This is a genomic window from Xanthomonas campestris pv. asclepiadis (assembly GCF_020784175.1).
In the GTDB taxonomy this organism is placed as follows: domain Bacteria; phylum Pseudomonadota; class Gammaproteobacteria; order Xanthomonadales; family Xanthomonadaceae; genus Xanthomonas; species Xanthomonas campestris_D.
In genome coordinates, this window is the sequence record NZ_JAJGQM010000007.1 from 42,572 (window position 1) to 65,144 (window position 22,573).

Genomic DNA, 22,573 nt, shown 5'->3' on the forward strand with positions numbered 1-22,573 from the left:
GCAAGCGGACGCTGCCGATGCAAACGGCGGACGGTGCATTGCATGAGGACGGTGATCTGCACGGGTGTGGCGTGAGTGGCGCGCAGCGAGCGTTTGGTTGCCGGCGCGCCCGCGTGCTGCGCCGGCAGCGGCCGGCGCCACCGCGCTGCCTGCGCTCATTGCACCGCTCAGGCGACGGCATCCGCCGTATCACGCACGCGATGCGTCTGCTTATTCAGCCCCCGTCGCGCAGGAGTCCGCCTGCATGAATGGTCTACGATGCACCCTTTCGAATTGCCTGACTGCCACGATGCCGTTTCTTGAACTGACCCTGCCCTGCTCCGACGCCACCCAGCCCCGTTACCAGAATGCGCTGGACGACATCGGCGCACTGGCGGTGACGCTGCTCGACGCCAATGCCGACACCAGCAACGAGCGCGCCATTCTCGAACCCGGCGTTGGCGAAACGCCGCTGTGGAACACGATGGTGCTGAATGCGCTGTTCGACGGCGACAGCGATGCGCTGGTGCTGCTCGCTGCGCTGGAGGCGTTCGATCCCGGGCTGGACTGGAGCCAGGTCGCATTCCGCACGGTCGAGGACAACGACTGGGAACGCGCCTGGATGGATCAGTTCAAGCCGATGCAGTTCGGCGCGCGCACCTTCATCGTGCCGTGGAATCACGCGCTGCCCGAGGCCGCGCAAGCGCCTGACGCGGCGGTGATCCGTCTGGATCCGGGCCTGGCGTTCGGATCCGGCACGCACCAGACCACGGCGCTGTGCCTGCGCTGGCTGGACAGCCTGGCAGGCAGCGGCGAGCTGCAGGGCCGCAGCGTGCTCGACTTCGGCTGCGGCTCGGGCATTCTCGCCGTCGCCGCGCTGAAGCTGGGTGCCGCCAGCGCGGTGGGCGTGGACAACGACCCGCAGGCGTTGCTGGCCACTGCCGACAATGCCGAGCGCAACGCCTTGCAGGCGCAGCTGGCGGTGTACCTGCCGCAGGACGAGCCGGTGCAGACCTATCCGGTGGTGGTTGCCAACATCCTGGCGTCGGCGCTGGATGCGCTGGCCGACACCTTGTCCGCACGCGTGGCGCCGGGCGGGCGGATCGCCTTGTCGGGCATCCTGCACGGCCAGGAAGAGGAGTTGCTGCAACGCTACGTGCCCTGGTTCGAGCAACTGCGCTGCGAACGCGACGAAGACTGGATGCGCATCGACGGCGTGCGCCGCCACTGACGCAAGCCCCGCGTCAGCGCGGTGGCCGGCCGGCGCGGATCTGCGCGGTGGTCACCGCATCGGCCACGCTGATGGCACGCAGCCGGGTCACCGTCTGCCAGCCGGCACGCCGCAGCGCCGCGCTGCGCCATGGCCCGGCCTGCCGGGCCACATGGACACGCAGGCCCAGCTCGGCCAGCAGCAACGCTGCCCAGGCCGGCAGCGACCACGTCCGCAGGCCCAGGCTGGCCAGGCCGCCGGCCAACGCCAGCAAACCCACACTGAGTGCCAGCAGCCGCCAGTGCCGCTGGCGCAGCGCCCACCACCGCGGCGCCAGCCCGGCCGACCACTGCGTGCCGTCGACCACGGCGGTCCACGCATCCTGGCGCCGCCAGACCTGGTAACACGGCGCGCCACGAAAGCGGCTGATCGCCGGATCCAGCGGCGAATGTGCCGGCCATGCGGCATTAGGGGGAGCGTCCGGCGGGGTTGCCGGCGCGGCGGCGCGGGCGGATTTGGGAGCGGCTGGCTCGACCATGGACATCCTCCTTGAGTTCGCTGTGACCCCGTCATCATTGACGTGCCGACAGTATCGCAAACATATCGACATATGAAAGGCATACGAACTATCCCTGCTTGCTGCTAGGGCTATATCTCCCGGCCCGTTCCCCCTCACGGTGCCGTGTGAGCAAGTTGTACGAACGAGTCCGCGAAGCCCGCGCGCTGACCAAGCTGACCCAGGAAGCCCTGGCCGGCGAGCTGGGCGTGACCCGCAGCGCGGTGGCGCAGTGGGAGATGGCCGAAGGCACCGCACCCTCGGTGGACAACCTGATCGGCTTGGCCAGGCGCAGCGGCATGGCGTTCGAGTACCTGGCCACCGGCCGCGGCGAGCGCACCTTCGGCCCACCGGTACCGACGATCGCCGAAGAACCCGCGCAGTACCGCCATCTGGACGAGCAGCAACGCGTGCTGCTGAACCGCTTCGACACGTTGGCGCCGCGCCAGCGCAGCGGCCTGCTCGATCTGCTGCTGGCCGAGGGCAAGACGCGGCGCAGGCGTTGATTCGGGATTCGGGATTCGGGATTCGGGATTCGGGATTCGGGAATCGGGAATCGGGAATCGGGAATCGGGAATCGGGAATCGGAAGCAGGCTGCTCGGGGTGTCATTCGCACGGCAAGCTCCGTGCTGACTGGTCGCCCAGCCGGATGTGGATGATGCGGTGCCGGGACTTCCGCCTTTTTGCTGGCAGGAATGCCGCCCTTGGCCGCAACTTCGTGGGCACGCTCAGAGTTGCCAGCTAATCCAATCGGATTCGGATGACGGGGCGCCGGCGATTCCGTTTGCACGTTGCCAGGACTGCGGCCTTTGCTGGAATGCTGCCCTTGGCTGAGACAGGGCGGCAACAGCGGCGCGACGGTCGGCCACCCATGGATGCGTGCCCGCAGTCGATGGAAGCGGCATCGGCGCCTGCAGTTGCGTGTCGCGCACACGCATGACGCACCCGGGTTCGCCCCCTTGGCGTGCGCGTGGTTGAATAGAGCTCTTCCCGCTGCACGCCTGCCGATGTCCGAGACTCCGCCACCGCGCCGCCCCCTGGCCACGTTCCTGCGTGCGACGCCGGCGGCTCCCTCGCTGATGCCGACCCCGGTGGTGCCTGCTGCCGAACCGCCGCTGCCCGCGCCGCCGCTGCCGGCCAGCGAACTGGCACCGGCGCCGTCAACCGAGCCGGTGGCCGCACCGGCGGTGCCGAGCGTGTCGCCGCCCTTCGAGCCGCTGGTGACCGCACCGCGCAGCGACACTGCACCGGTCGGCATCCCCCTGCCACACGGCGATGCCGGCCAGAGCGCCGCGGACGCCGCCGAGCCGGATCGGCCGGCGTGGACCACAGCGACAACGCGGCATTTGCCCGGCAATCCTGCCGAAGGCTCCGCGGCCGGCCCCAGCGACACCCGCGCCGCGATCACCGGTGCTCCCACTGCAGATCCGACTGCTGCAGATCCACGTGGCGTGGCGGCCGGCGGCATTGCAGGCGTAGACCAGCAGCGCGAGCACGGCATTGCGCCCGGCTCCACATCCGGCCTGGCGGCCACGCCAGCACCTGGTCCCGATCCTTACACGGACGCCGAGCCAAGCGGCAGCGACGCAGACGCTGCCAAAGCAGCGGCGCCTGCCCGGTTCCAGCCACTGCCGGCCCAGGCCGCGCCCGCCTTCGCACGCCGCGGGCTGAACCGGCCACGGCTGCGCGCCAGCGGCCGTCAGTGGGCCTTGCTGGTCGGGTTGGTCGGCCTGCTGGCGTTACAGATCGTCATCGCCGACCGCGCGCAGCTGGCCGCCGATGCGCGCTGGCGTCCGCTGGCCAGCGCGGCCTGCGCGGTGGCGCGCTGCACGCTGCCGGCCTGGCGCGAGCCGGCCGCGCTGACCTTGCTCCATCGCGATGTGCGCCCGCTGCCCGGGGTGCCGGGCGTGCTGCAGGTCCAGGCCAGCTTCCGCAACGAGGCGCGCTGGGCGCAGGCCTGGCCGTGGCTGCAGCTGTCATTGTCCGATGCCGACGGGCGGGTGATCGGCACGCGCGTGCTGGCGCCGCAGGAATATCTGGGCCAGCCGCCGGCCGCGCAGGACACGCTGGCGCCAGGCCAGGCGGTGCAGGTGGCGTTTGCCGTGCGCGAACCGGCCGCGAGCACGGCCGCCTTCAGTTTCGACTTCCGCTGAGCGAACGCGACCTGCACCGATGGCCACACGGGCGTGGCGAGCGATGAGGTCACGCGCTAGACTCACTCCCCCTCGCCGGCCACGCGTCCCGGCTTCGTGACACTGGGAAACCTCCTTTGAACGCAGCCCCCTCTCGCCCTGACCCCGGTCGTGGCGCCCCGAAGTCGCCGCTGCGCGAACACGTGGCCCAGTCCGTCCGCCGTTATCTGCGTGACCTGGACGGCAGCGACGCCGACGATGTGTACGAGATCGTGCTGCGCGAGATGGAGATCCCGTTGTTTGTGGAAGTGCTCAACCACTGCGAAGGCAACCAGAGCCGCGCGGCGGCAATGCTGGGCATTCACCGTGCCACGCTGCGCAAGAAGCTCAAAGAGTACGGGCTGACGTAGGCGGGAATCGGGAATCGGGATTGGGGAATCGTTGGAGCGTTGGGGGTGCGCTGCAGGCTAACAGTGCGCTGGCTGGCACGCTTGGTGATGAAGCGGCCGGTGGCCGATTTCGTTGCGTGTTGTGGAATGCGCAGCGTGTTGATGTCGGGTCGGGCTGCCCAAAGTGTTCGCTCTTGATCCCGCGCCTCGGCGCAGGACTTCCGTCGCGCCCAGCGTGCCGCGCATGGCGCGCCCTCTTCATCTGATTGGGCCAACCGCCGCGTCTCCGGCGGTTGGCTGCAGTGCTGGATCGGCAATGCCGATCGCCTGGGCGAGTGGATTGCTCAGTTCGGCAATTGCGTCACCGCTGCATGGTCGCCTGCGGACGCCGGCCCACTGCCATGGTCCAGCACGATGGTGGCGAGCGTGTCGAACGGATCGTCGAACTTCTCCACCACGTTCTTGTCGTCGTCGATCTGATAGGCAGTGTCGGCCTCGACGCCCTCTTCTCCGGTCTTGGCGATGATGCTGGTATAGCGCTTGCCGTCCCAGCAGCGGAAGATCAGGACCGAGTCTTCGCCACCGGTCAGGGTGGAGCCCAGGCTGCCGATCAATCTGCTGTTGGCGCCGGCCGTCAGGATGCTGTTCTTTCCGGCGGTCAACTTGCTGCGGTCGCCCGCCATCAGCGTGCAGTCATCGCCTGCGGTGAGCCTGCTGCGGTCCCCGGCAGTGAGGAAGCTGTTGCTGCCGGCCAGCAACTTGCTGCGATCGCCGGCGATCTGGGTGCTGTCGGCGCCCGCGATCAGCTTGCTGCGGTCGCCCGCCGTCTGCACGCTGCCCATGCCGGCGATCAGCGTGCTGCGCGAACCGGCCGTCTGCGAACTCAGCTTGCCGGCAATCAGCATGCTGCGATGGCCGGCAATCTGGGTACTTTCGTGGCCTGCGATCAACGAGCTGCCATAGCTGGCGATCTGGTTGCTGCCGTAGCCGGCCGTCAGATAGCTGCGCACGCCGCTGGTCAAGCTGCTGCCATAGCCGGCAATCAGCGAACTGTCCTGCCCTGCGGTCTCGGTGCTGCCGTAACCGGCGGTCAACGAGCTGTTGTCCTGCGCGATCAACGTGCTGCCGTAGCCGGCGATCAGGGTACTTTCGTAACCTGCCGTGGAATTGCTGCCGTAACCGGCGGTCAGGATGCTGCCATGGCCCGCCGTTTGCGTGCTGCCGTAGCCGGTGGTGAGCCAGCTGATTTCCTGTGCGGTCTGGGTGCTGCCGTAGCCGGCGGTCAAGGTACTTTCGTAGCCGGCCGTCTGCGTGCTGCCATAGCCGGCAATCAACGAGCTCTGGAAGCTGGCGGTGGACGTGCTTCCGTAACCGGTGATCAACCAGCTGCTGCTCTGCGCGGTCTGGGTACTGCCGTAACCGGCCGTCAGGAAGCTGTCGTAGCCGGCGGTCTGGGTACTGCCATAGCCAGCGATCAGCGAGCTGTCCGGGCCGGCCATGGAGGAACTGCCGTAGCCAGCAATCAGCGAACTGCTTTCCTGCGCGGTCTGGGTACTGCCATAGCCGGTGGTGAGAATGCTTTTGTAGCCGGCCGTCTGCGTACTGCCATAGCCGGCAATCAGCGTACTGTCATGCCCTGCCGTCGATGTGCTGCCGTAACCGGTGGTGAGCGTGCTGCTCTCCTGCGCGGTTTGCGTGCTGCCGTAGCCGGCGGTGAGGATGCTCTTGAAACCGGCCGTCTGCGTGCTGCCATAGCCGGCGATCAGCGAGCTGTCCGAGCCCGCGGTGGAAGAACTGCCATAGCCGGCAGTGAGCATGCTGCCCTCTTGCGCGGTCTGGGTGCTGCCGTAGCCGGTGGTCAGGATGCTTTTGAAGCCGGCGGTCTGCGTGCTGCCATAGCCGGCGATCAGTGAACTGTCCGAACCGGCGGTGGAAGTGCTCCCGTAACCGGCGGTGAGGTCACTGCCCTTGCGTGCGGTTTGCGTACTGCCATAGCCCGCAGTGAGCGAGCTGTCGCCCCCGGAGGTCTGAGTACTGCCATAACCGGCAATCAGCGTGCTGTCGGCACCAGCCGTCGAGGTACTTCCATAGCCGGTGGTGAGGTCGCTGCCCTTGCGTGCGGTCTGCGTGCTGCCGTAGCCCGCGGTGAGCGAGCTGTCGCCGCCGGAGGTCTGGGTGCTGCCGTACCCGGCGATCAAGGTGCTGTCCGCACCGGCGGTGGAGGTACTGCCGTAGCCGGCGGTCAGGTCGCTGCCGCTGCGCGCCGTTTGCGTACTGCCGTAGCCGGCAGTGAGCGAACTTTCCCCGCCGGAGGTCTGCGTGCTGCCGTAACCGGCGATCAAGGTACTGTCCGCGCCGGCCGTGGAGGTACTGCCGTAGCCGGTGGTGAGGTCGCTGCCCTTGCGCGCCGTTTGCGTGCTGCCGTAGCCGGCGGTCAGCGAACTTTCCCCACCGGAGGTCTGGGTGCTGCCGTAACCGGCGATCAAGGTGCTGTCGGCACCGGCGGTGGAGGTACTGCCGTAGCCGGTGGTGAGGTCGCTGCCCTTGCGCGCCGTTTGCGTGCTGCCGTAACCCGCGGTCAGCGAACTGTCGCCGCCGGAGGTCTGCGTACTGCCGTAGCCGGCGATCAGCGTGCTGTCGGCGCCGGCGGTGGAGGTGCTGCCATAGCCGGTGGTCAGGTCGCTGCCGCTGCGTGCGGTCTGCGTGCTGCCGTAGCCGGCAGTGAGCGAACTTGCACCACCGGACGTCTGCGTGCTGCCGTAGCCGGCGATCAAGGTGCTGTCGGCGCCGGCCGTGGAGGTGCTGCCATAGCCGGTGGTGAGATCGCTGCCTTTGCGCGCCGTTTGCGTGCTGCCGTAGCCGGCGGTCAGCGAACTGTCGCCACCGGAGGTCTGCGTGCTGCCATACCCGGCGATCAAGGTGCTGTCGGCACCGGCGGTGGAGGTACTGCCGTAGCCGGTGGTCAGGTCGCTGCCGCTGCGCGCCGTTTGCGTACTGCCGTAGCCGGCAGTGAGCGAACTGTCACCGCCAGAGGTTTGCGTGCTGCCGTACCCTGCGATCAGGGTGCTGTCGCCACCGGCCGTCGAGGTGCTGCCGTAGCCGGCAGTCAGGTCGCTGCCTTTGCGCGCGGTTTGCGTACTGCCGTAGCCGGCGGTCAGCGAGCTTTCGCCACCGGAGGTCTGGGTGCTGCCATAACCGGCGATCAAGGTGCTGTCTGCACCGGCGGTTGCGGTGCTGCCATAGCCGGCGGTCAGATCGCTGCCTTTGCGCGCGGTCTGGGTGCTGCCGTAGCCGGCGGTGAGCGAACTGTCACCGCCGGAGGTCTGCGTGCTGCCATAGCCGGCGATCAAGGTGCTGTCCGCGCCGGCCGTGGAGGTACTGCCGTAACCGGCAGTGAGGTCGCTGCCGGTGCGGGCGGTTTGCGTGCTGCCGTAGCCCGCCGTCAGCGAGCTGTCGTTGCCCGATGTCTGCGTACTGCCATAACCGGCAATCAGCGAGCTGTCGGCACCTGCGGTACCGGTGCTGCCATAGCCGGCGGTGAGGTCACTGCCGTCCTGCGCGGTCTGCGTGCTGCCATAGCCGGCCGTCAGCGAGCTTTCTCCGCCGGAGGTCTGGGTGCTGCCGTAACCGGCGATCAGCGAGCTGTCGGTGCCCGCCGTGCTGGTACTGCCGTAGCCGGCGGTGAGGTCGCTGCCGTTCTGCGCGGTCTGGGTGCTGCCGTAGCCAGCCGTCAACGAGCTGTCGCCGCCGGAGGTTTGCGTGCTGCCATAGCCGGCGATCAGCGAGCTGTCTGCACCCGCAGTTTCCGTGCTTCCGTAACCTGCGGTCAGCTCGCTGCCATGCCGCGCGGTCTGGGTGCTGCCATAGCCGGCAGTCAGCGTGCTGCCCCCGCCTGCGGTCTGGGAACTGCCATAGCCGGCGACGATGGTGCTGTCGGATCCGGCCACGCCGGTGCTGCCGTAGCCGGCGATCAACTCGCTGCCGTTACCGGCGGTCTCGGTACTTCCATAGCCTGCGATCAGCTGACTCTGATCGGCACCAGTGAGCGTGCTGCCATAGGTGGCGATTTCGCGCGTGCGCAAGATCGCATTCGAAGGCTGTGCGGCCTGTGGGTTGATGCCGCTGGCCGCTGCTGGACGTGGCGCGGTGGAATGCGCACCGCTTTCGGCTGCTGGATGTGGCGCGGTGGACGGCGCGCCGCTTTCAACGGCCGGCGCAGTGAACTGCGCCTGCGCTGCCTTGGGAATGAAGTCCGCGGCAACGACTACAGGCAGCTCCGGCTGGGGCGGGGTGTGCTGCGCAATACCCGCAGCAATGCATTGCATGGCGCCGGCACGATTGCCTGCGTAGACCACCTCGGCACGGGGAAACTTGATCATTCCCTCCTCGCCCAACCAGATGATGTCGGCGGTATCCACCATGCAGACCACCCAATGCGCATCGGCATGCATGTTCAGATGCGCATTGGCTCCCTGTCCCCACAACAGGCCGGTCAAACCGTTTTCCTGCTTGATGGTGGGTTGCCAATGCCGGCATTCGACACTGCCTGACTGCGGCCAGATCAGGCCGCAATGATCGGACATGTTGTTCGTGCAAGTGCGTAAGGCCAGGACTTTTTCGCGATTTATAGACTTGATCTCATAGGGATGTTCCGAGCAGCGGCGCAAACCGGCGTGCATGCCCTGGCCAATCGAGGGATGCGGATCATCCCGCCGCCATGGCGAGACGGATCCGCCCCTTGGCGAGGGCAGTCGCGGTACTGCGACGGTTGGTCATCGACGAACGCCACCAGGCGCACGTGCGCTGCGGTGTCTTGCTTGAATCGCAGGGTCATGGACGGCCGTGACGGCAAGACGCAGCGGGGAGTGACGGCAAGGCTGGCTCCTGCGCGACAGCCATTGCAGCAATTAGCGACGGGACGCCTCGCCGAAAGCGTCGTTGCTGGTGAACCGGTTGAGTGAATCGATCAGCGAGCACAGATCGTCGGTCAGCCCCGCGTGGCCACTGTCGCCACAGCAGAAGAAAGGTTCGCATTACCGAAGAACAGGTGGCTGCCCCACGCCCGGAAACCGGTTTTTTTGATCAATCTGCGACCGGCTTCGGATTGTGTTCGTCAGTGCACGACCAGACACAAAAAGAGTTTCGCGCAGCCATCGAATCCCGTCGCGGCAGCATGCCGGAATGAAGTGGAACGCCCTCGCCATGCACACCATGCATTGTGGCAATGTCGTGCGAGGCTTTAAAATGAGAAGCACGTTATTCAATGTGCGTGATCTATCGTCGCCTTCAGACGATGCACCGTTGGCAGTTTCATCCTGGCGATGACGGCCCGGAGCAGTAACTGGCACCGGGCAACACGCGCAGCAACGCGCAAGCAGCAGCAACCCGTTGCGACGGGCTGCCTGGCCGATACATCGCAGCGCCGAACGTGTCGATCGTTGCGACGCATCGCATGACGATCGAAACCCGGGCACTGCTCTGGCCGGAGTGCGTCGTCTTCGTCATCGGGTGCACGGCATCGCTGCAAGCCGTGCACCGAAGTGCGTCATGCACTCACGCCCAGCCGTAGCGGATCGGAAGGAACAACACCGGAGCGGCGACGCACACCGAGGCCAGGCGATCGCGCACGCCACCATGCCCAGCGCGATAGACCAGCGCGGCCACCAGCAACGACACCGCAGCCGCAGCGAGCGTCACCTGATTGGCGGTGATGCCGTGCGTGCCCAGCATCGGCCGCGGCAGCGCCTGGGAGCGTCCTTTCAGGGCATGGATCGACGTCAGCGCGGGGACTCGGGTCCATTCGAGCGCCGGCGCGGCCTACAATATGGGCTGCCCCGCCTAGATATCCCCCACCGATGGCCTCTGATTTCCTGCCCGTGCGCCGGGCCCTGCTCTCCGTTTCCGACAAGACCGGCCTGGTCGATCTGGCCCGCGCGCTGGCAGCGCGCAACGTCGCGCTGCTGTCCACCGGCGGCACCGCCAAGGCGATCCGCGAGGCGGGCCTGCCGGTCACCGACGTCGCCGAGCTGACCGGTTTCCCGGAGATGATTGACGGCCGCGTCAAGACCCTGCACCCGCTGGTGCACGGCGGCCTGCTCGGCCGCGCCGGCATCGACGAAGCGGTGATGGCCGAACACGGCATCGTGCCGATCGACCTGCTGGTAATGAACCTGTATCCGTTCGAGTCGGTGACCGCCAGGGCCGATTGCACACTGGCCGATGCGGTGGAAAACATCGATATCGGCGGCCCGGCGATGCTGCGCAGCGCGGCGAAGAACTTCGCCCGCGTGGCGGTGGCCACCGACCCGGCGCAGTACGCCGAGCTGCTGGCCGAACTCGATGCCAACGACGGCCAGCTGTCGGCGGCCAAGCGCTTTGCGCTGTCGGTGGCCGCGTTCAACCGCGTGGCGCAGTACGACGCGGCGATCAGCAACTACTTGTCGGCCGTGGCCGACAGCGCCGAAGCGGTGCCCACGCGCAGCCCGTTCCCGGCGCAGATCAATTCCAACTTCGTCAAGGTGATGGACCTGCGCTACGGCGAGAACCCGCACCAGGCCGGCGCGTTCTACCGCGACCTGTATCCGGTGCCGGGCACGCTGGCCACCTTCCAGCAGTTACAGGGCAAGGAGCTGAGCTACAACAACCTGGCCGACGCCGACGCGGCGTGGGAATGCGTGCGTCAGTTCGATGCGCCGGCCTGCGTGATCGTCAAGCATGCCAACCCCTGCGGCGTGGCGGTGGGCGCGGCCTGCGGCGATGCCTACGAGCTGGCCTATGCGGCCGACCCGACCAGCGCCTTCGGCGGCATCCTGGCCTTCAACAAGACCCTCGATGCGGCGACGGCGAAAGCCATCCTGGACCGCCAGTTCGTCGAAGTGCTGATCGCACCGGACTACGAGCCCGGCGCGCTCGACTACGCGACCAAGAAGGCCAACGTGCGCGTGCTCAAGATCCCGCACGGCAACGGCCTCAACAACTACGACACCAAGCGGATCGGCTCGGGCCTGCTGATGCAGTCGTCCGACAACCGCGGCATGTCGCTGGGCGAGCTGAGCGTGGTCACCCAGCGCGCGCCCAGTGAGGCTGAGCTGGGCGATCTGCTGTTCGCCTGGCGCGTGGCCAAGTACGTCAAATCCAACGCGATCGTGTATGCGAAGGACAGCCGCACCATTGGCGTGGGCGCCGGGCAGATGAGCCGCGTGGTCAGCGCCAAGATCGCCGCGCTCAAGGCCGAGGAAGCCAAGCTCACGGTGGCCGGCTCGGTGATGGCATCGGACGCGTTCTTCCCGTTCCGCGACGGCATCGATGCCGCCGCTGCGGCCGGCATCAAGGCGGTGATCCAGCCCGGCGGCTCGATGCGCGATGGCGAAGTGATCGCCGCCGCCGACGAACACGGCATCGCAATGGTGTTCACCGGCGTACGGCATTTCCGGCACTGACGTGCCGGGAATGGGGATTGGGGATTCGGGAGTGGCAACGTCGCTCTGGTCTCTCCTGTTTCCGGTCTCTGCCTTGCTTCAACCAATCCCAAATCACGACTCCCCAATCTCGGCACTTACATGAAAATCCTCGTCATCGGCTCCGGCGGCCGTGAACATGCCCTGGCCTGGAAGATCGCGCAGTCCGCGCAGGTGAGCGAAGTGCTGGTGGCACCCGGCAATGCCGGCACTGCGACCGAAGCCAAGTGCCGCAACGTGGCGATCAAGGTCGACGACCTGGATGGCCTGCTCGCCCTGGCGCAGCGCGAAGCCGTGGCGCTCACGGTGGTCGGCCCGGAAGTGCCGCTGGTGCTGGGCGTGGTCGACCGTTTCCACGCCGCCGGCCTGCGCATCTTCGGGCCCACCGCCAAGGCCGCGCAGCTGGAAGGCAGCAAGGCCTTCGCCAAGGATTTTCTCGCCCGTCATGGCATCCCCACCGCGTATTACGCGGTACATACCGAGGTGGACGCGGCGCTGGCCTACGTGCGCAGCAAGTCTGTTGAAAGCGGTGGCGCGCCGATCGTGGTCAAGGCCGATGGCCTGGCCGCCGGCAAGGGCGTGATCGTGGCGATGACGCTGAGCGAGGCCGAAGACGCGGTGCGCGACATGCTCTCGGGCAATGCGTTCGGCGATGCCGGCGCGCGCGTGGTGATCGAGGAATTCCTCGATGGCGAAGAAGCCAGCTTCATTTCGATGGTCGACGGCAAACACGCCTTGCCGATGGCCACCAGCCAGGACCACAAGCGCGTCGGCGATGGCGACACCGGCCCCAATACCGGCGGCATGGGCGCGTACTCGCCAGCTCCAGTGGTCACGCCCGAGGTGCACGCGCGGGTGATGCGCGAGGTGGTCGAGCCGACCGTGCAGGGCATGATCGCCGACGGCGTGCCGTTCACCGGTTTCCTGTACGCCGGGCTGATGATCGACGCGCACGGCGCGCCCAAGGTGATCGAGTTCAACGTGCGCTTCGGCGACCCGGAGACCCAGCCGGTGATGCTGCGCCTGCAATCGGATTTGGTGGATCTGCTGGAAGCGGCCCTCGACGGCGAACTCGACAAGACGCAGGCGCAGTGGGACCCGCGCCCATCGCTGGGCGTGGTCATCGCCGCCAAGCCGTATCCCGAAGCCCCGATCACCGGCGAGGTCATCACCGGCCTGGACCAGGTGCCGACCAGCGCCAAAGTCTTCCACGCCGGCACCGCGTTGAATGCCGACGGGCAGGTGATCAGCGCCGGTGGCCGCGTGCTGTGCGTTGCCGCACTGGGCCACACGGTGCGTGATGCGCAGCGCAACGCCTATGCCGGCCTGCAGCCGATCCACTGGGCCAGCGCCTTCCAGCGCAGCGACATCGGCTGGCGTGCGATCGCCCGCGAGCAGGACGCACAGGCCTGAGCCCCGTGCTCCGGCAACCGGCATCACGCGGCTACTGACAAAGCACTAGCCGCCCTCCACCCCAATGGCGCGTGCCTGCGGCAATAATGCCCGGGCACCTTGCCTTGCAGAGACTGTGGCCACTCCCTCCTTCGAAACCCGCCTGAGCCGCCTGTGGGCCCATGAAAAAGCCAGCTATGGCCTGCGCGTGTTCATCGCGCTGGCGGTGGCGATGGGGGTGTGCTGGCACTGGCAGCAGCTCACCGCGGTGCCGGCGCTGTTCCTGGGCGCGATCGCCAGCGCCATCGCCGAGACCGACGACAACTGGCTGGGCCGCATCAAGTCGGTGCTGCTGTCGCTGCTGTGTTTCGCCGCCGCTGCGGCGTCGGTGGTGCTGCTGTTTCCGTATCCGCTGGCGTTCGTGACCGGCATGGCGGTGGCGACGTTTTCGCTGACCCTGCTCGGCGCACTGGGCGAGCGCTACGCCTCGATCGCGCAGGCCACCGTGGCCTTGTCGATCTACGCCATGATCGGCATGGACCAGCACGGCAGCCACGATCCGTTGATCGCCTGGCATGGCGCCGCACTGCTGCTGATCGGCGCCACCTGGTACGGCGTGCTGTCGATCCTGTGGACCCTGCTGTTTGCCAACCGCCCGGTGCGCGAGCGGCTGTCGCGGCTGTTCTTCGAGCTGGGGCGTTATCTCAAGCTCAAGGCCGACCTGTTCGAACCGGTGCGGCAGAGCGACCTGCATGCACGCCGGCTGGCGCTGGCCGAGCAGAACGCCAAGGTGGTCGGCGCGCTCAACGCCGCCAAGACCGCGATCATGAGCCGCTTTGGCCGCTCGGGGCGGCCGGGCGTGCAATCGGGCCTGTATTTCCGGCTGTACTACATGGCGCAAGAATTCCACGAGCGCGCCAGCTCCTCGCACTATCCCTACGAAGCGCTGACCGACGCGTTCTTCCACAGCGATGTGCTGTACCGCTGCCAGCGCCTGCTCGCGCTGCAAGGCAAGGCCTGCGCCGCCTTGGGCGAGGCGATCCGCCTGCGCCATCCGTTCGATTACGGCGACAACAGCCGCCTGGCCACCGAAGACCTGCGCCAATCGCTGGACTATCTGCACGCGCGTGCCGACCCCGCACTGGCGCGTCTGCTCGGCGCGCTGGAATTGCTGGTGACCAACCTGCAGAGCATCGAGCGCAAGCTGTCGGAAGCGGCGCAATCCGATTCAACCAGCGATAACCTCGACACCCGCCTGCGCGACTCATCGCCGCACACCTTGCGCGAAATGGGCGCGCGTCTGCTGCAGCAACTCACGCCCGGCTCGGTGCTGTTCCGCCACGGCCTGCGCATGGCCATCGCGTTGGTGGTCGGCTACGCCATCATGCAGTCCATCCATGCCGACAACGGCTACTGGATCCTGCTCACCACTGCCTTCGTGTGTCGGCCCAATTACGGCGCCACCCGCCTGCGGCTGGTGCAGCGCATCGCCGGCACCCTGATCGGCCTGGTCGCCACCTGGGCACTGATGCAGCTGTTCCCAGGCACCGAAGTGCAGCTGCTGCTGGCGCTGGCCGCTGCGCTGATCTTCTTCATCACCCGTACCGATCGCTACATGCTGGCCACCGCCGGCATCACCGTGATGGCGCTGTTCTGCTTCAACCTGCTTGGCGATGGTTTCGTGCTGATCTGGCCACGCCTGATCGACACGCTGATCGGTTGCGCAATCGCCGCGGCCGCTTCGTTCCTGATCCTGCCGGACTGGCAGGGCCGCCGCCTCAACCAGGTGATGGCCACGGTGCTGGCCAGCTGCGCGCGCTACCTGGCCCAGGTGCTGGAGCAATACGCCAGCGGCATGCGCGACGACCTGCCCTACCGCATCGCCCGGCGCGACATGCACAACGCCGATGCCGCATTGTCGGTGGCCTTGTCCAACATGCTGCGCGAACCGGGCCGCTATCGGCGCAACCTGGATGCGGGCTTCCGCTTCCTGGCGCTGTCCAACACCTTGCTCGGCTATCTGTCCGCGCTCGGTGCGCATCGCGCCGCGCTCGATGGCGAACACGATCCCGCCATTGCGCAGGCCGGCGACTACCTGCAGCGCGCGCTGGGCGAAATCGCCACCGCCTTGCGCGAACGCCAGCCGCTGCCGGTGCACGACGAAAGCCAGGAAATCACCACTGCCGAAGCACTGGAACAGCACGCCGTGCAATTGCCGCCCAAGCAGCGCCTGGTGCGCGACCAGTTGGCGTTGACCCTGCGGCTGTTGCCCAAACTGCGTGCCGCCGCCCTGGCGGTCACCACCGCGCCGGCAGAGGGCGCACCACGCCTGGCGACCAGCAAGGCCTAGTGCGTCGTCGTCGGTGCGCGACGCGCAGCCACTGCCGCATCTACGCAGACCAGCGGTGCCGAAACCTACGGTGCGGGCACACGCCATAGCGAACCGGTGGCTACGGTGTCGTTCCGTCCGCCGCGCCTACTTCCACTGCTTCCGCGCCACGCTCAGCCCCACCCAGCCCAACGCTGCCACCGCCAGCACCGCCCCACCGATCACCACACCGTTCCAGCCGGCCTGCGCATACGCGGCCGTGCCCAGTGTGGAACCCACCGCACCACCGATGAAATAGCAGGTGATGTAGGCCGAGGTGATGCGATTGCGTGCGTTCGGATTGCGCTGGTAGATCACGCTCTGGTTGGCGATATGCACGCCTTGCACCGCGATATCCAGCAGCAGCACGCCGACGATCAGCAGCGCGAGCGACTGCGGTGCAAACGCCAGCAATCCCCATGACAGCAGCAGCATCACCAGCCCGCCCCAGCTGACGCGGTCGCCATGGCCGTGATCGGACCAGTGGCCGGAACGGTTGGCCGCCAGCGCGCCGGCCGCACCGATCAGGCCGAACAGCCCGATCACCGCCGTGCCATAGCCATACCCAGGCCCGGACAACAGGAACGCCAGCGTGGTCCAGAACATGCTGAAGCCGGCAAAGATCAGCCCGCCCAGCACCGCGCGCGAGCGCAGCACCGCATCGTCGCGCAGCAGCGTCAGCACCGAGCCCACCAGCTGCAGATACGACAGCTGCGCATTGCCCGGGTGCCGCGGCAGCCCGCGCCACAGCAGCCAGGCGGTGACCAGCAACAGGCCGGAGGCGATCCAGTACACCGTATGCCAGCCACCGACGCCGGCCAGCACCCCGGCCGCGGTGCGCGCCAGCAGGATGCCCAGCAACAGGCCGCTCATCACCGTGCCGATCACCCGCCCGCGCTCGTGCGGGGCCGCCAGGGTCGCGGCGAACGGCACCAGGATCTGCGCCGCCACCGAACTGGCACCGGTGACGATCGTGCCGGCCAGCAACATGCCGAAGCTGTGCGAGGCGGCGCTCACCAGCAGGCCCAGCGCACTGAGCACGAACAGGCCGACGATCAGCCCGCGCCGCTCCAGCCGGTCGCCCAGCGGCACCAGCAACAGCAAGCCGGCGGCGTATGCCAGTTGCGCAGCGGTCACCACCGCGCCGGCACTGCGCACTTGGATCCCGAACGCCTGCGCCAACGTCTCCAGCAAGGGCTGCGCGTAATAGTTGCTCGCCACCGCCAGCCCGGTGGCGGCGGCCATCAGCAGCACCAGCCGGCGCGGCAATGGCGGGGGGGCAATCGGTTCGACGGTCATGGCAGGTGCCTGCTGTAGGAATGGGCGCAGTGTGGGCAGCGACGCGGCATCTTTCCAATGTATTGTTTTCACCGTGTCCATCGCGTTTTGAGATCGCATGCTGACCCTGCGCCAACTGGAGTTCGCCGTGGCCGTGGCCGAGGAAGGCGGCTTCACCGCCGCCGCGCGCCGGTGCAACACCGTGCAATCGGCGCTCAGCCACCAGGTCGCCAAGATCGAGGAAACCCTCGGTGCGCGCCTGTTCGAGCGCGGCACCCGTCGAGTGCGGCCCACCGCCGCCGGCGAGGTATTCCTGCACAACGCCCGCGCAACCTTGCGCGCGGCCGAGCGCCTGCACGAGGAAATGGCCCAGGCCCTGGGCACGGTGCGCGGCCGGCTCACGCTGGGGCAGATCTCCTCGCTCACCACCGTGCAACTGCCGACACTGCTGCGCGCGTTTCGTAGCGCGCATGCGCGGGTGGACGTGCACCTGCGCACCGCCATGAGCGAGGCCCTGCTGCACGACCTGAGCGAAGGCAGGCTGGATGTGGCCCTGGTCGGCGTCGGGCCGCAGGTCGCGGTGCCGGAACAGCGGCTGCTGCTGCACGAGGAAGCCCTGTCCTTGATCGTGGCGCCCGGCCATCGCTTTGCCACGCGCAAGCGGGTGGCGCTGGCCGAGCTGGACGACGAACCGATGGCCGGGCTGATCGCCGGCGCCGGCGTGCGCGGCATCGTCGATGCGGCCTTCGCGCAGGCCGGCCTGCGGCAGCGCCAGCAGTACGAGGTCACCCATGCCGATCTAATGCGCGAACTGGTCGCCGCCGACCTGGGCGTGGGCATCGTGCCGCAGACCATGGCCACGGCCATGCGCGGGGTGGTGACGGTTGCGCTGAAGGAGCGCTTCGGCTTTCTGACCTATGCGGTGTGGCGGCCCGATCCCACCCCGGCCGCACGCGCCTTCGTGGCGCTGCTGCGCGTCCAGGCTGCGCGGCGCGCGTCATCGGCACGCGCGCCGCGCTGAGCGTAGCGGCATGCACCAGCCCACCGGGGAAGCCTGCTAGGCTGCGCGCGTTCGCAAAGGAAACTGCATGTCCGGTCACAGTCAGTTCGCCCTGCTCAGGCAGCGCCGCTTCTTGCCGTTCTTCGCCGTGCAGGCGTTGGGCGCATTCAACGACAACGTCTATCGGCAGGCCATCATCGGCCTGTTGTTCTACCTGGGCATCGATGCGGCGCAGCGCACGCTGTACACCAATCTGGCGCCGGCACTGTTCATCCTGCCGTACTTCCTGTTCTCCGCGCTGGCCGGGCAGATCGCCGAGAAGCTGGAGAAGCACAAGCTCATCGTGATCACCACCACGATGGAAATCGCGATCATGTCGCTGGCGGCGGTGGGCTTCATCACCGAGAACATGGTGATCCTGCTGATTGCGCTGTTCTGCACCGGCCTGCAGTCCACGCTGTTCGGGCCGGTGAAATATTCGATCCTGCCTTCGGTGCTCAAGCCCGAGGAACTCACCGGCGGCAACGGCCTGGTCGAGATGGGCACCTCGATCTCGATCCTGTGCGGCATGATCTTCGGCGGGTTGATCGTCCAGATCGCCGGCAGCCACGGTCCGATTGCTGCGGCCACTGCGGTGATCGTCATCGCCGTCACCGGCAACCTGGTGGCACGCCTGGTTCCCAAGAATGTGCTACGAAAACAAATGGCTGCATTCCGCGTGAGTCCCTGTCGACCCTCAAGCCCCGGTGGCTGCTGCGTGGCTTCGCTTCCTCGGCAAAATGCTCGCAATTGCAGTGCACCGCGCACGTGCGCAGCCGAAAGATATTGGAGCAGCTCAACGTGACTGCATTGCACCCATCAGGCGAGCGAATACCTCCCACACTTTAATTTTTCCAATCCAAGTATTCCGCCCCGGCGGTCAGGCAACTTTCCTACGCATACCGTCATGCGGCGATCAATCACTCGACTACAGGTGAACAGATAATGGGACTTTGCGCATCCAAATCCCCCACATTGAATGCAAGCCCCTCATATGGCACGCATTCCTCATATGATAGCGAAGGGTCTTCGCGAGCATCCACTGCGCCCGTCGTTGAAAGCAACTCGCTACCGCAATCGCCGCAGGTGTCAGCGCTGAGGGTCGCCTTGGGTACGCGACCCGAGAGGTTGCGGACAGGCGGAGATGCGGCTCTGGAGCAACATCAGATTCAACAGGCCGCCTACCATATGGGGGCGTATGTCGTAGGTGACGAGGTCACGAGTCCGACAAGATTCGCGGCAGCCGGGCAAACCGTTCACGACGTCCGCCTGCTGCTCAAGCATGGCCGGGGAAATGTGAAGGCGGACGACATTCCCTCGCACAGCCACAACGGGATCGGATCGTCGGTCGCAAGGATGGCACCCGACGAAGCCGTTAACGTTGCAACGGCTGTAGTGATGGGAGCGGCGCTCTGCGATCAGTCCGCTCCCCTCTGCGCCATCGTCCACGCTCCACACATGGCTGCCGACGAGTTGAGTGAGACCGTTGGCGCTTACGTGCCAATGAAGCAGGTGACCAACGAAGGTCATGAGATCACGGTCCAAGCAGGGCACGCTTGGAACGAACTACGGCGAGGAGGTCGCGACCCTAGTTCGACCGTGGTCATGGATGCCTGGGCCAACGGTCCAGCTGTTCGGTTGAAAGACAGCGCATGGAGCGGAGCGACGATTCAGAAAAATCCTTGGTCAATGGACAAGGGCGGCGCTGAGTCCTTGAAAGAAAGCCTTGAGCACTGGATTCCGTTACTGCATCCGGACAGGAGCCAGTCCACTGCCGCGAATCTGAGGGAGAAGCAGAAGGAACCCACGTCATGGATAAAATATGGAGAACCACAAGTTATCTCACCCGAATTCGCTAGCCGAGTACGCGAGGTATTGTCCCGTTGTCCTGAAGAGCAACGACGGAAAATCGCATCACGGATGATTCAGGAAACTTACGGAATGGATACCGATACTTCCGCGCACCAGTCCGCAGTGGAATCCGTTCTGGCAGCAGCAACCCAGCTGGACTCACTGCCCCGGCCTCCTGTCGTGCCGCCGGAGCACTGAACTATCGAGAGGATCCAGTCTTCCCTCCGCTGGATCACGGGGCGCCGGTATCGATGACGATACCGGCGCCCCCGCCAGAGCAGACGAGCAAGGCCATGTAAGAGGATTTGTTGGGATTCATGCGGAAAAGAGCCAGTTCGTTAGAAACCTCCGGACTGCATAAACAGTCCGACAATCAGCCCGGGCCGCTCCAACCGGTCGCCCGGCGGCACCAGCAACAGCAGCCCCGCCGCGTAGGCCAGCTGCGCGGCAGTTACCATTTCCCCGTCACTGCGCACCTGGGTCCCGAGTGCCTGCGCCAACGTCTCCGGCAACGGCGGCGCGCAATGTTTGCTCGCCGCCGCCAGTCCTTTGGCCGCCCCCATCTGCAGCACCAGCCGGCGCGGCAATGGTGGATGCGCAGCCGATTGGACGGCCATGACAGGAGTATGGTTGGGAGAGACCCGCAGTGTGGGCAGTGACGCGGCATGTTCCAAGCGCGCCTAGCAGCATCCACCAACCCACCGTGGAAGCCTGCTAGGCTGCGCGCGTTCGCAAAGGAAACTGCATGTCCGGTCACAGTCAGTTCGCCCTGCTCAGGCAGCGCCGCTTCTTGCCGTTCTTCGCCGTGCAGGCGTTGGGCGCGTTCAACGACAACGTCTATCGGCAGGCCATCATCGGCCTGTTGTTCTACCTGGGCATCGATGCGGCGCAGCGCACGCTGTACACCAATCTGGCGCCGGCACTGTTCATCCTGCCGTACTTCCTGTTCTCCGCGCTGGCCGGGCAGATTGCCGAGAAGCTGGAAAAGCAGAAACTCATCGTGATCACCACCACGATAGAGATTGCGATCATGTCGCTGGCGGCGGTGGGGTTTGTCACCGAGAACATGGTGATCCTGCTGGTCGCGCTGTTCTGCACCGGCCTGCAGTCCACGCTGTTCGGGCCGGTGAAGTATTCCATCCTGCCTTCGGTGCTCAAGCCCGAGGAACTCACCGGCGGCAACGGCCTGGTCGAGATGGGCACCTCGATCTCCATCCTGTGCGGCATGATCTTCGGCGGGCTGATCTTCCAGATCGCCGGCAGCCACGGGCCGGTCGCCGCAGCCACCGCGGTGATCGCGATTGCCGTCACCGGCAACCTGGTCGCGCGACTGGTGCCCAAGGTCGATGCCGGCGCGCCCGAGCTGAAGATCAACTGGAACCCCATCCCCGAATCGCGCGCCATCATGCGCCTGACCCGGCGCACGCCGGCGGTGCGCAACGCCGTGCTCGGGGTGTCGTGGTTCTGGTTCGTCGGCACCGTGCTGACCGCGCAGTTGCCCACCTACGCGCAGGTCAATCTTGGCGGGCAGCAGGATCTGTACGTGTTCGCGCTGGCGCTGTTTTCGATCGGCACCGGTGTCGGCTCGCTGCTGTGCGAGCGGCTGTCCGGGCGCACCGTGGAAATCGGCCTGGTGCCGCTGGGCGCGTTCGGCATCAGCGCCTTCCTGCTGGACCTGTACTTCGCGCGTCCCGGTGATGCACCGGCCACCGATCTGTCGATCGGCCAGTTCGTGCAGCAGGCCGGCAGCGTGCGCCTGATCGTGGACCTGGTCGGCATCGGCCTGTTCACCGGTCTGTTCGTGGTGCCGTTGTTTGCGCTGATCCAGAGCCGCACGCCCAAGGCCGAACTCTCGCGCGTGATCGCCGGGCTCAACATCCAGAACTCGCTGTTCATCGTCACCGCCGCCATCATCGGCATCGCGCTGCAGTTGCCGCAGCTGGTGCTGTTCGGCGTGCGCATTCCGCTGCCCGGCCTGAGCATTCCGCAGGTGTTCCTGGCGTTGGCGCTGGCCAATACGCTGGTGGCACTGTGGATATTCACCCTGGTGCCCGAGTTCCTGATGCGCTTTCTCAGCTGGGTGCTGGTGAGCGTGTTGTACCGGCTGCGCGCGCACGACATCGACCGCCATGTTCCTGACGAAGGCGCCGCGCTGCTGGTCTGCAACCACGTCAGCTACATGGACGCGCTGATCCTGTCGGCGGTGATCCCGCGCCCGGTGCGCTTTGTCATGTACTACAAGATCTTCCGCATCCCGGTGATGCGCTGGATCTTCCGCACCGCCAAGGCGATCCCGATCGCCGGCGCGCGCGAAGATCCCGCGCTGATGCAGCAAGCCTTCGACCGCATCGACGCGGCGCTGGCCGACGGCGAGCTGGTGTGCATCTTCCCCGAGGGCGCATTGACCAAGGATGGCGAGATCGCGCCGTTCAAGTCGGGCGTGGAAAAGATCCTGCAACGCCGCCAGGTGCAGGTGATTCCGATGGCGCTGCGTGGCATGTGGTCGAGCATGTGGAGCCGCCGCGACACTCGCCTGGGCCGCATGCGCGTGCCGCGCCGGATGCGCGCGCACATCGAAGTGGCCGCCGCGGCAGCGGTTCCCGGCAACGCCGCGACCGCCGCGTTGCTCGAACAGCAGGTTCGTGCACTGCGCCAGGATCAGCCGTAGGCGCGGCAGGCGCGGGCTTTGCGTCCGCCGCGTGCCGCGAGTAGCCTGTGCGCCATTGCACGTATTGCCGCCGCGCTCGCCTAGCGGGCGCGACAAGAAGGACCGGGGGAAGTCGCCGTACGCCACATCACCGTGTCAGACGCGTTCGCCATGACCGGTGGACGCTGCCTGCGCGGCCCATCGCTGCCTTCCCCACGCGCTGCAACATCTCGCTGTTGTTTACCACTTGCTGTTGTTTACCACCCAAGGAGCT

At 66.8% G+C, this 22,573-nt stretch carries 13 protein-coding genes and 3 pseudogenes; 11 read left to right on the top strand and 5 right to left on the bottom strand.

The annotated features are described in order from the left end of the window. The first annotated feature begins 289 nt into the window (after positions 1-289). Positions 290-1,210, top strand: a complete 921-nt coding sequence (gene prmA, locus LL972_RS05295) for a 50S ribosomal protein L11 methyltransferase (RefSeq protein ID WP_228326694.1) — start codon at positions 290-292, stop codon at positions 1,208-1,210. 13 nt (positions 1,211-1,223) lie between these two features. Here prmA and LL972_RS05300 read toward each other — a convergent pair whose 3' ends face one another. Then, positions 1,224-1,733: a hypothetical protein gene (locus LL972_RS05300; RefSeq protein ID WP_429002115.1), complete on the bottom strand. Its 510-nt coding sequence runs from the start codon at positions 1,731-1,733 to the stop codon at positions 1,224-1,226. A gap of 140 nt (positions 1,734-1,873) precedes the next feature. On the opposite strand from LL972_RS05300, the gene LL972_RS05305 reads away from it, so the two are divergent. From LL972_RS05305 to fis, 3 genes are all read left to right on the top strand, one after another. Beyond that, entirely contained in the window at positions 1,874-2,251 is a 378-nt protein-coding gene (locus LL972_RS05305) for a helix-turn-helix transcriptional regulator (protein ID WP_228326696.1), read from the top strand. Positions 2,252-2,753: 502 nt separating this feature from the next. Continuing rightward, positions 2,754-3,899: a DUF3426 domain-containing protein gene (locus LL972_RS05310; RefSeq protein WP_228326697.1), complete on the top strand. Its 1,146-nt coding sequence runs from the start codon at positions 2,754-2,756 to the stop codon at positions 3,897-3,899. A gap of 116 nt (positions 3,900-4,015) precedes the next feature. After that, complete coding sequence (fis, locus tag LL972_RS05315) at positions 4,016-4,288, top strand: DNA-binding transcriptional regulator Fis (RefSeq protein ID WP_104583541.1); 273 nt, start codon at positions 4,016-4,018, stop codon at positions 4,286-4,288. A 323-nt stretch (positions 4,289-4,611) separates the two neighbouring features. On the opposite strand, the gene LL972_RS21770 is transcribed toward fis, so the two are convergent. Together LL972_RS21770 and LL972_RS05325 are read right to left on the bottom strand one after the other, a co-directional pair. Then, the gene (locus tag LL972_RS21770; RefSeq protein ID WP_429002116.1) at positions 4,612-8,850 is read right to left on the bottom strand and encodes a beta strand repeat-containing protein; all 4,239 of its coding nucleotides are present in this window, start codon (positions 8,848-8,850) and stop codon (positions 4,612-4,614) included. A 1,054-nt stretch (positions 8,851-9,904) separates the two neighbouring features. Then, a pseudogene (locus LL972_RS05325) lies at positions 9,905-10,048 on the bottom strand (CDP-alcohol phosphatidyltransferase family protein); the annotation flags it as partial. 74 nt (positions 10,049-10,122) lie between these two features. Between LL972_RS05325 and purH the strand changes: the two are divergent. From purH to yccS, 3 genes are all read left to right on the top strand, one after another. Continuing rightward, on the top strand, positions 10,123-11,706 hold the full coding sequence (purH, locus tag LL972_RS05330; protein WP_228326698.1) for a bifunctional phosphoribosylaminoimidazolecarboxamide formyltransferase/IMP cyclohydrolase: 1,584 nt from the start codon (positions 10,123-10,125) through the stop codon (positions 11,704-11,706). A gap of 120 nt (positions 11,707-11,826) precedes the next feature. Next, the gene (purD, locus tag LL972_RS05335; protein WP_228326699.1) at positions 11,827-13,137 is read left to right on the top strand and encodes a phosphoribosylamine--glycine ligase; all 1,311 of its coding nucleotides are present in this window, start codon (positions 11,827-11,829) and stop codon (positions 13,135-13,137) included. A 115-nt stretch (positions 13,138-13,252) separates the two neighbouring features. After that, positions 13,253-15,466 (top strand): YccS family putative transporter, encoded by a 2,214-nt coding sequence (gene yccS / locus LL972_RS05340; protein ID WP_228326700.1) that lies wholly within the window; start codon positions 13,253-13,255, stop codon positions 15,464-15,466. 126 nt (positions 15,467-15,592) lie between these two features. On the opposite strand, the gene LL972_RS05345 is transcribed toward yccS, so the two are convergent. Beyond that, positions 15,593-16,783, bottom strand: coding sequence for an MFS transporter (locus tag LL972_RS05345; RefSeq protein ID WP_228326701.1), 1,191 nt, complete (start codon positions 16,781-16,783; stop codon positions 15,593-15,595). 97 nt (positions 16,784-16,880) lie between these two features. On the opposite strand from LL972_RS05345, the gene LL972_RS05350 reads away from it, so the two are divergent. The 3 genes and pseudogenes from LL972_RS05350 (at position 16,881) to LL972_RS05360 (ending at position 19,850) form a co-directional block, all read left to right on the top strand. Further along, the gene (locus LL972_RS05350) at positions 16,881-17,783 is read left to right on the top strand and encodes a LysR family transcriptional regulator (RefSeq protein ID WP_228326702.1); all 903 of its coding nucleotides are present in this window, start codon (positions 16,881-16,883) and stop codon (positions 17,781-17,783) included. A gap of 67 nt (positions 17,784-17,850) precedes the next feature. Further along, a pseudogene (locus LL972_RS05355) lies at positions 17,851-18,447 on the top strand (MFS transporter); the annotation flags it as partial. Positions 18,448-19,259: 812 nt separating this feature from the next. Beyond that, positions 19,260-19,850: a hypothetical protein gene (locus LL972_RS05360; protein WP_228326703.1), complete on the top strand. Its 591-nt coding sequence runs from the start codon at positions 19,260-19,262 to the stop codon at positions 19,848-19,850. A gap of 152 nt (positions 19,851-20,002) precedes the next feature. Here the strand turns inward: LL972_RS05360 and LL972_RS05365 are convergent. Next, positions 20,003-20,269: pseudogene (locus tag LL972_RS05365) on the bottom strand (MFS transporter); the annotation flags it as partial. Positions 20,270-20,397: 128 nt separating this feature from the next. Between LL972_RS05365 and LL972_RS05370 the strand changes: the two are divergent. Next, positions 20,398-22,320: an MFS transporter gene (locus LL972_RS05370; protein WP_228326704.1), complete on the top strand. Its 1,923-nt coding sequence runs from the start codon at positions 20,398-20,400 to the stop codon at positions 22,318-22,320. The last annotated feature ends 253 nt before the right edge of the window (positions 22,321-22,573 follow it).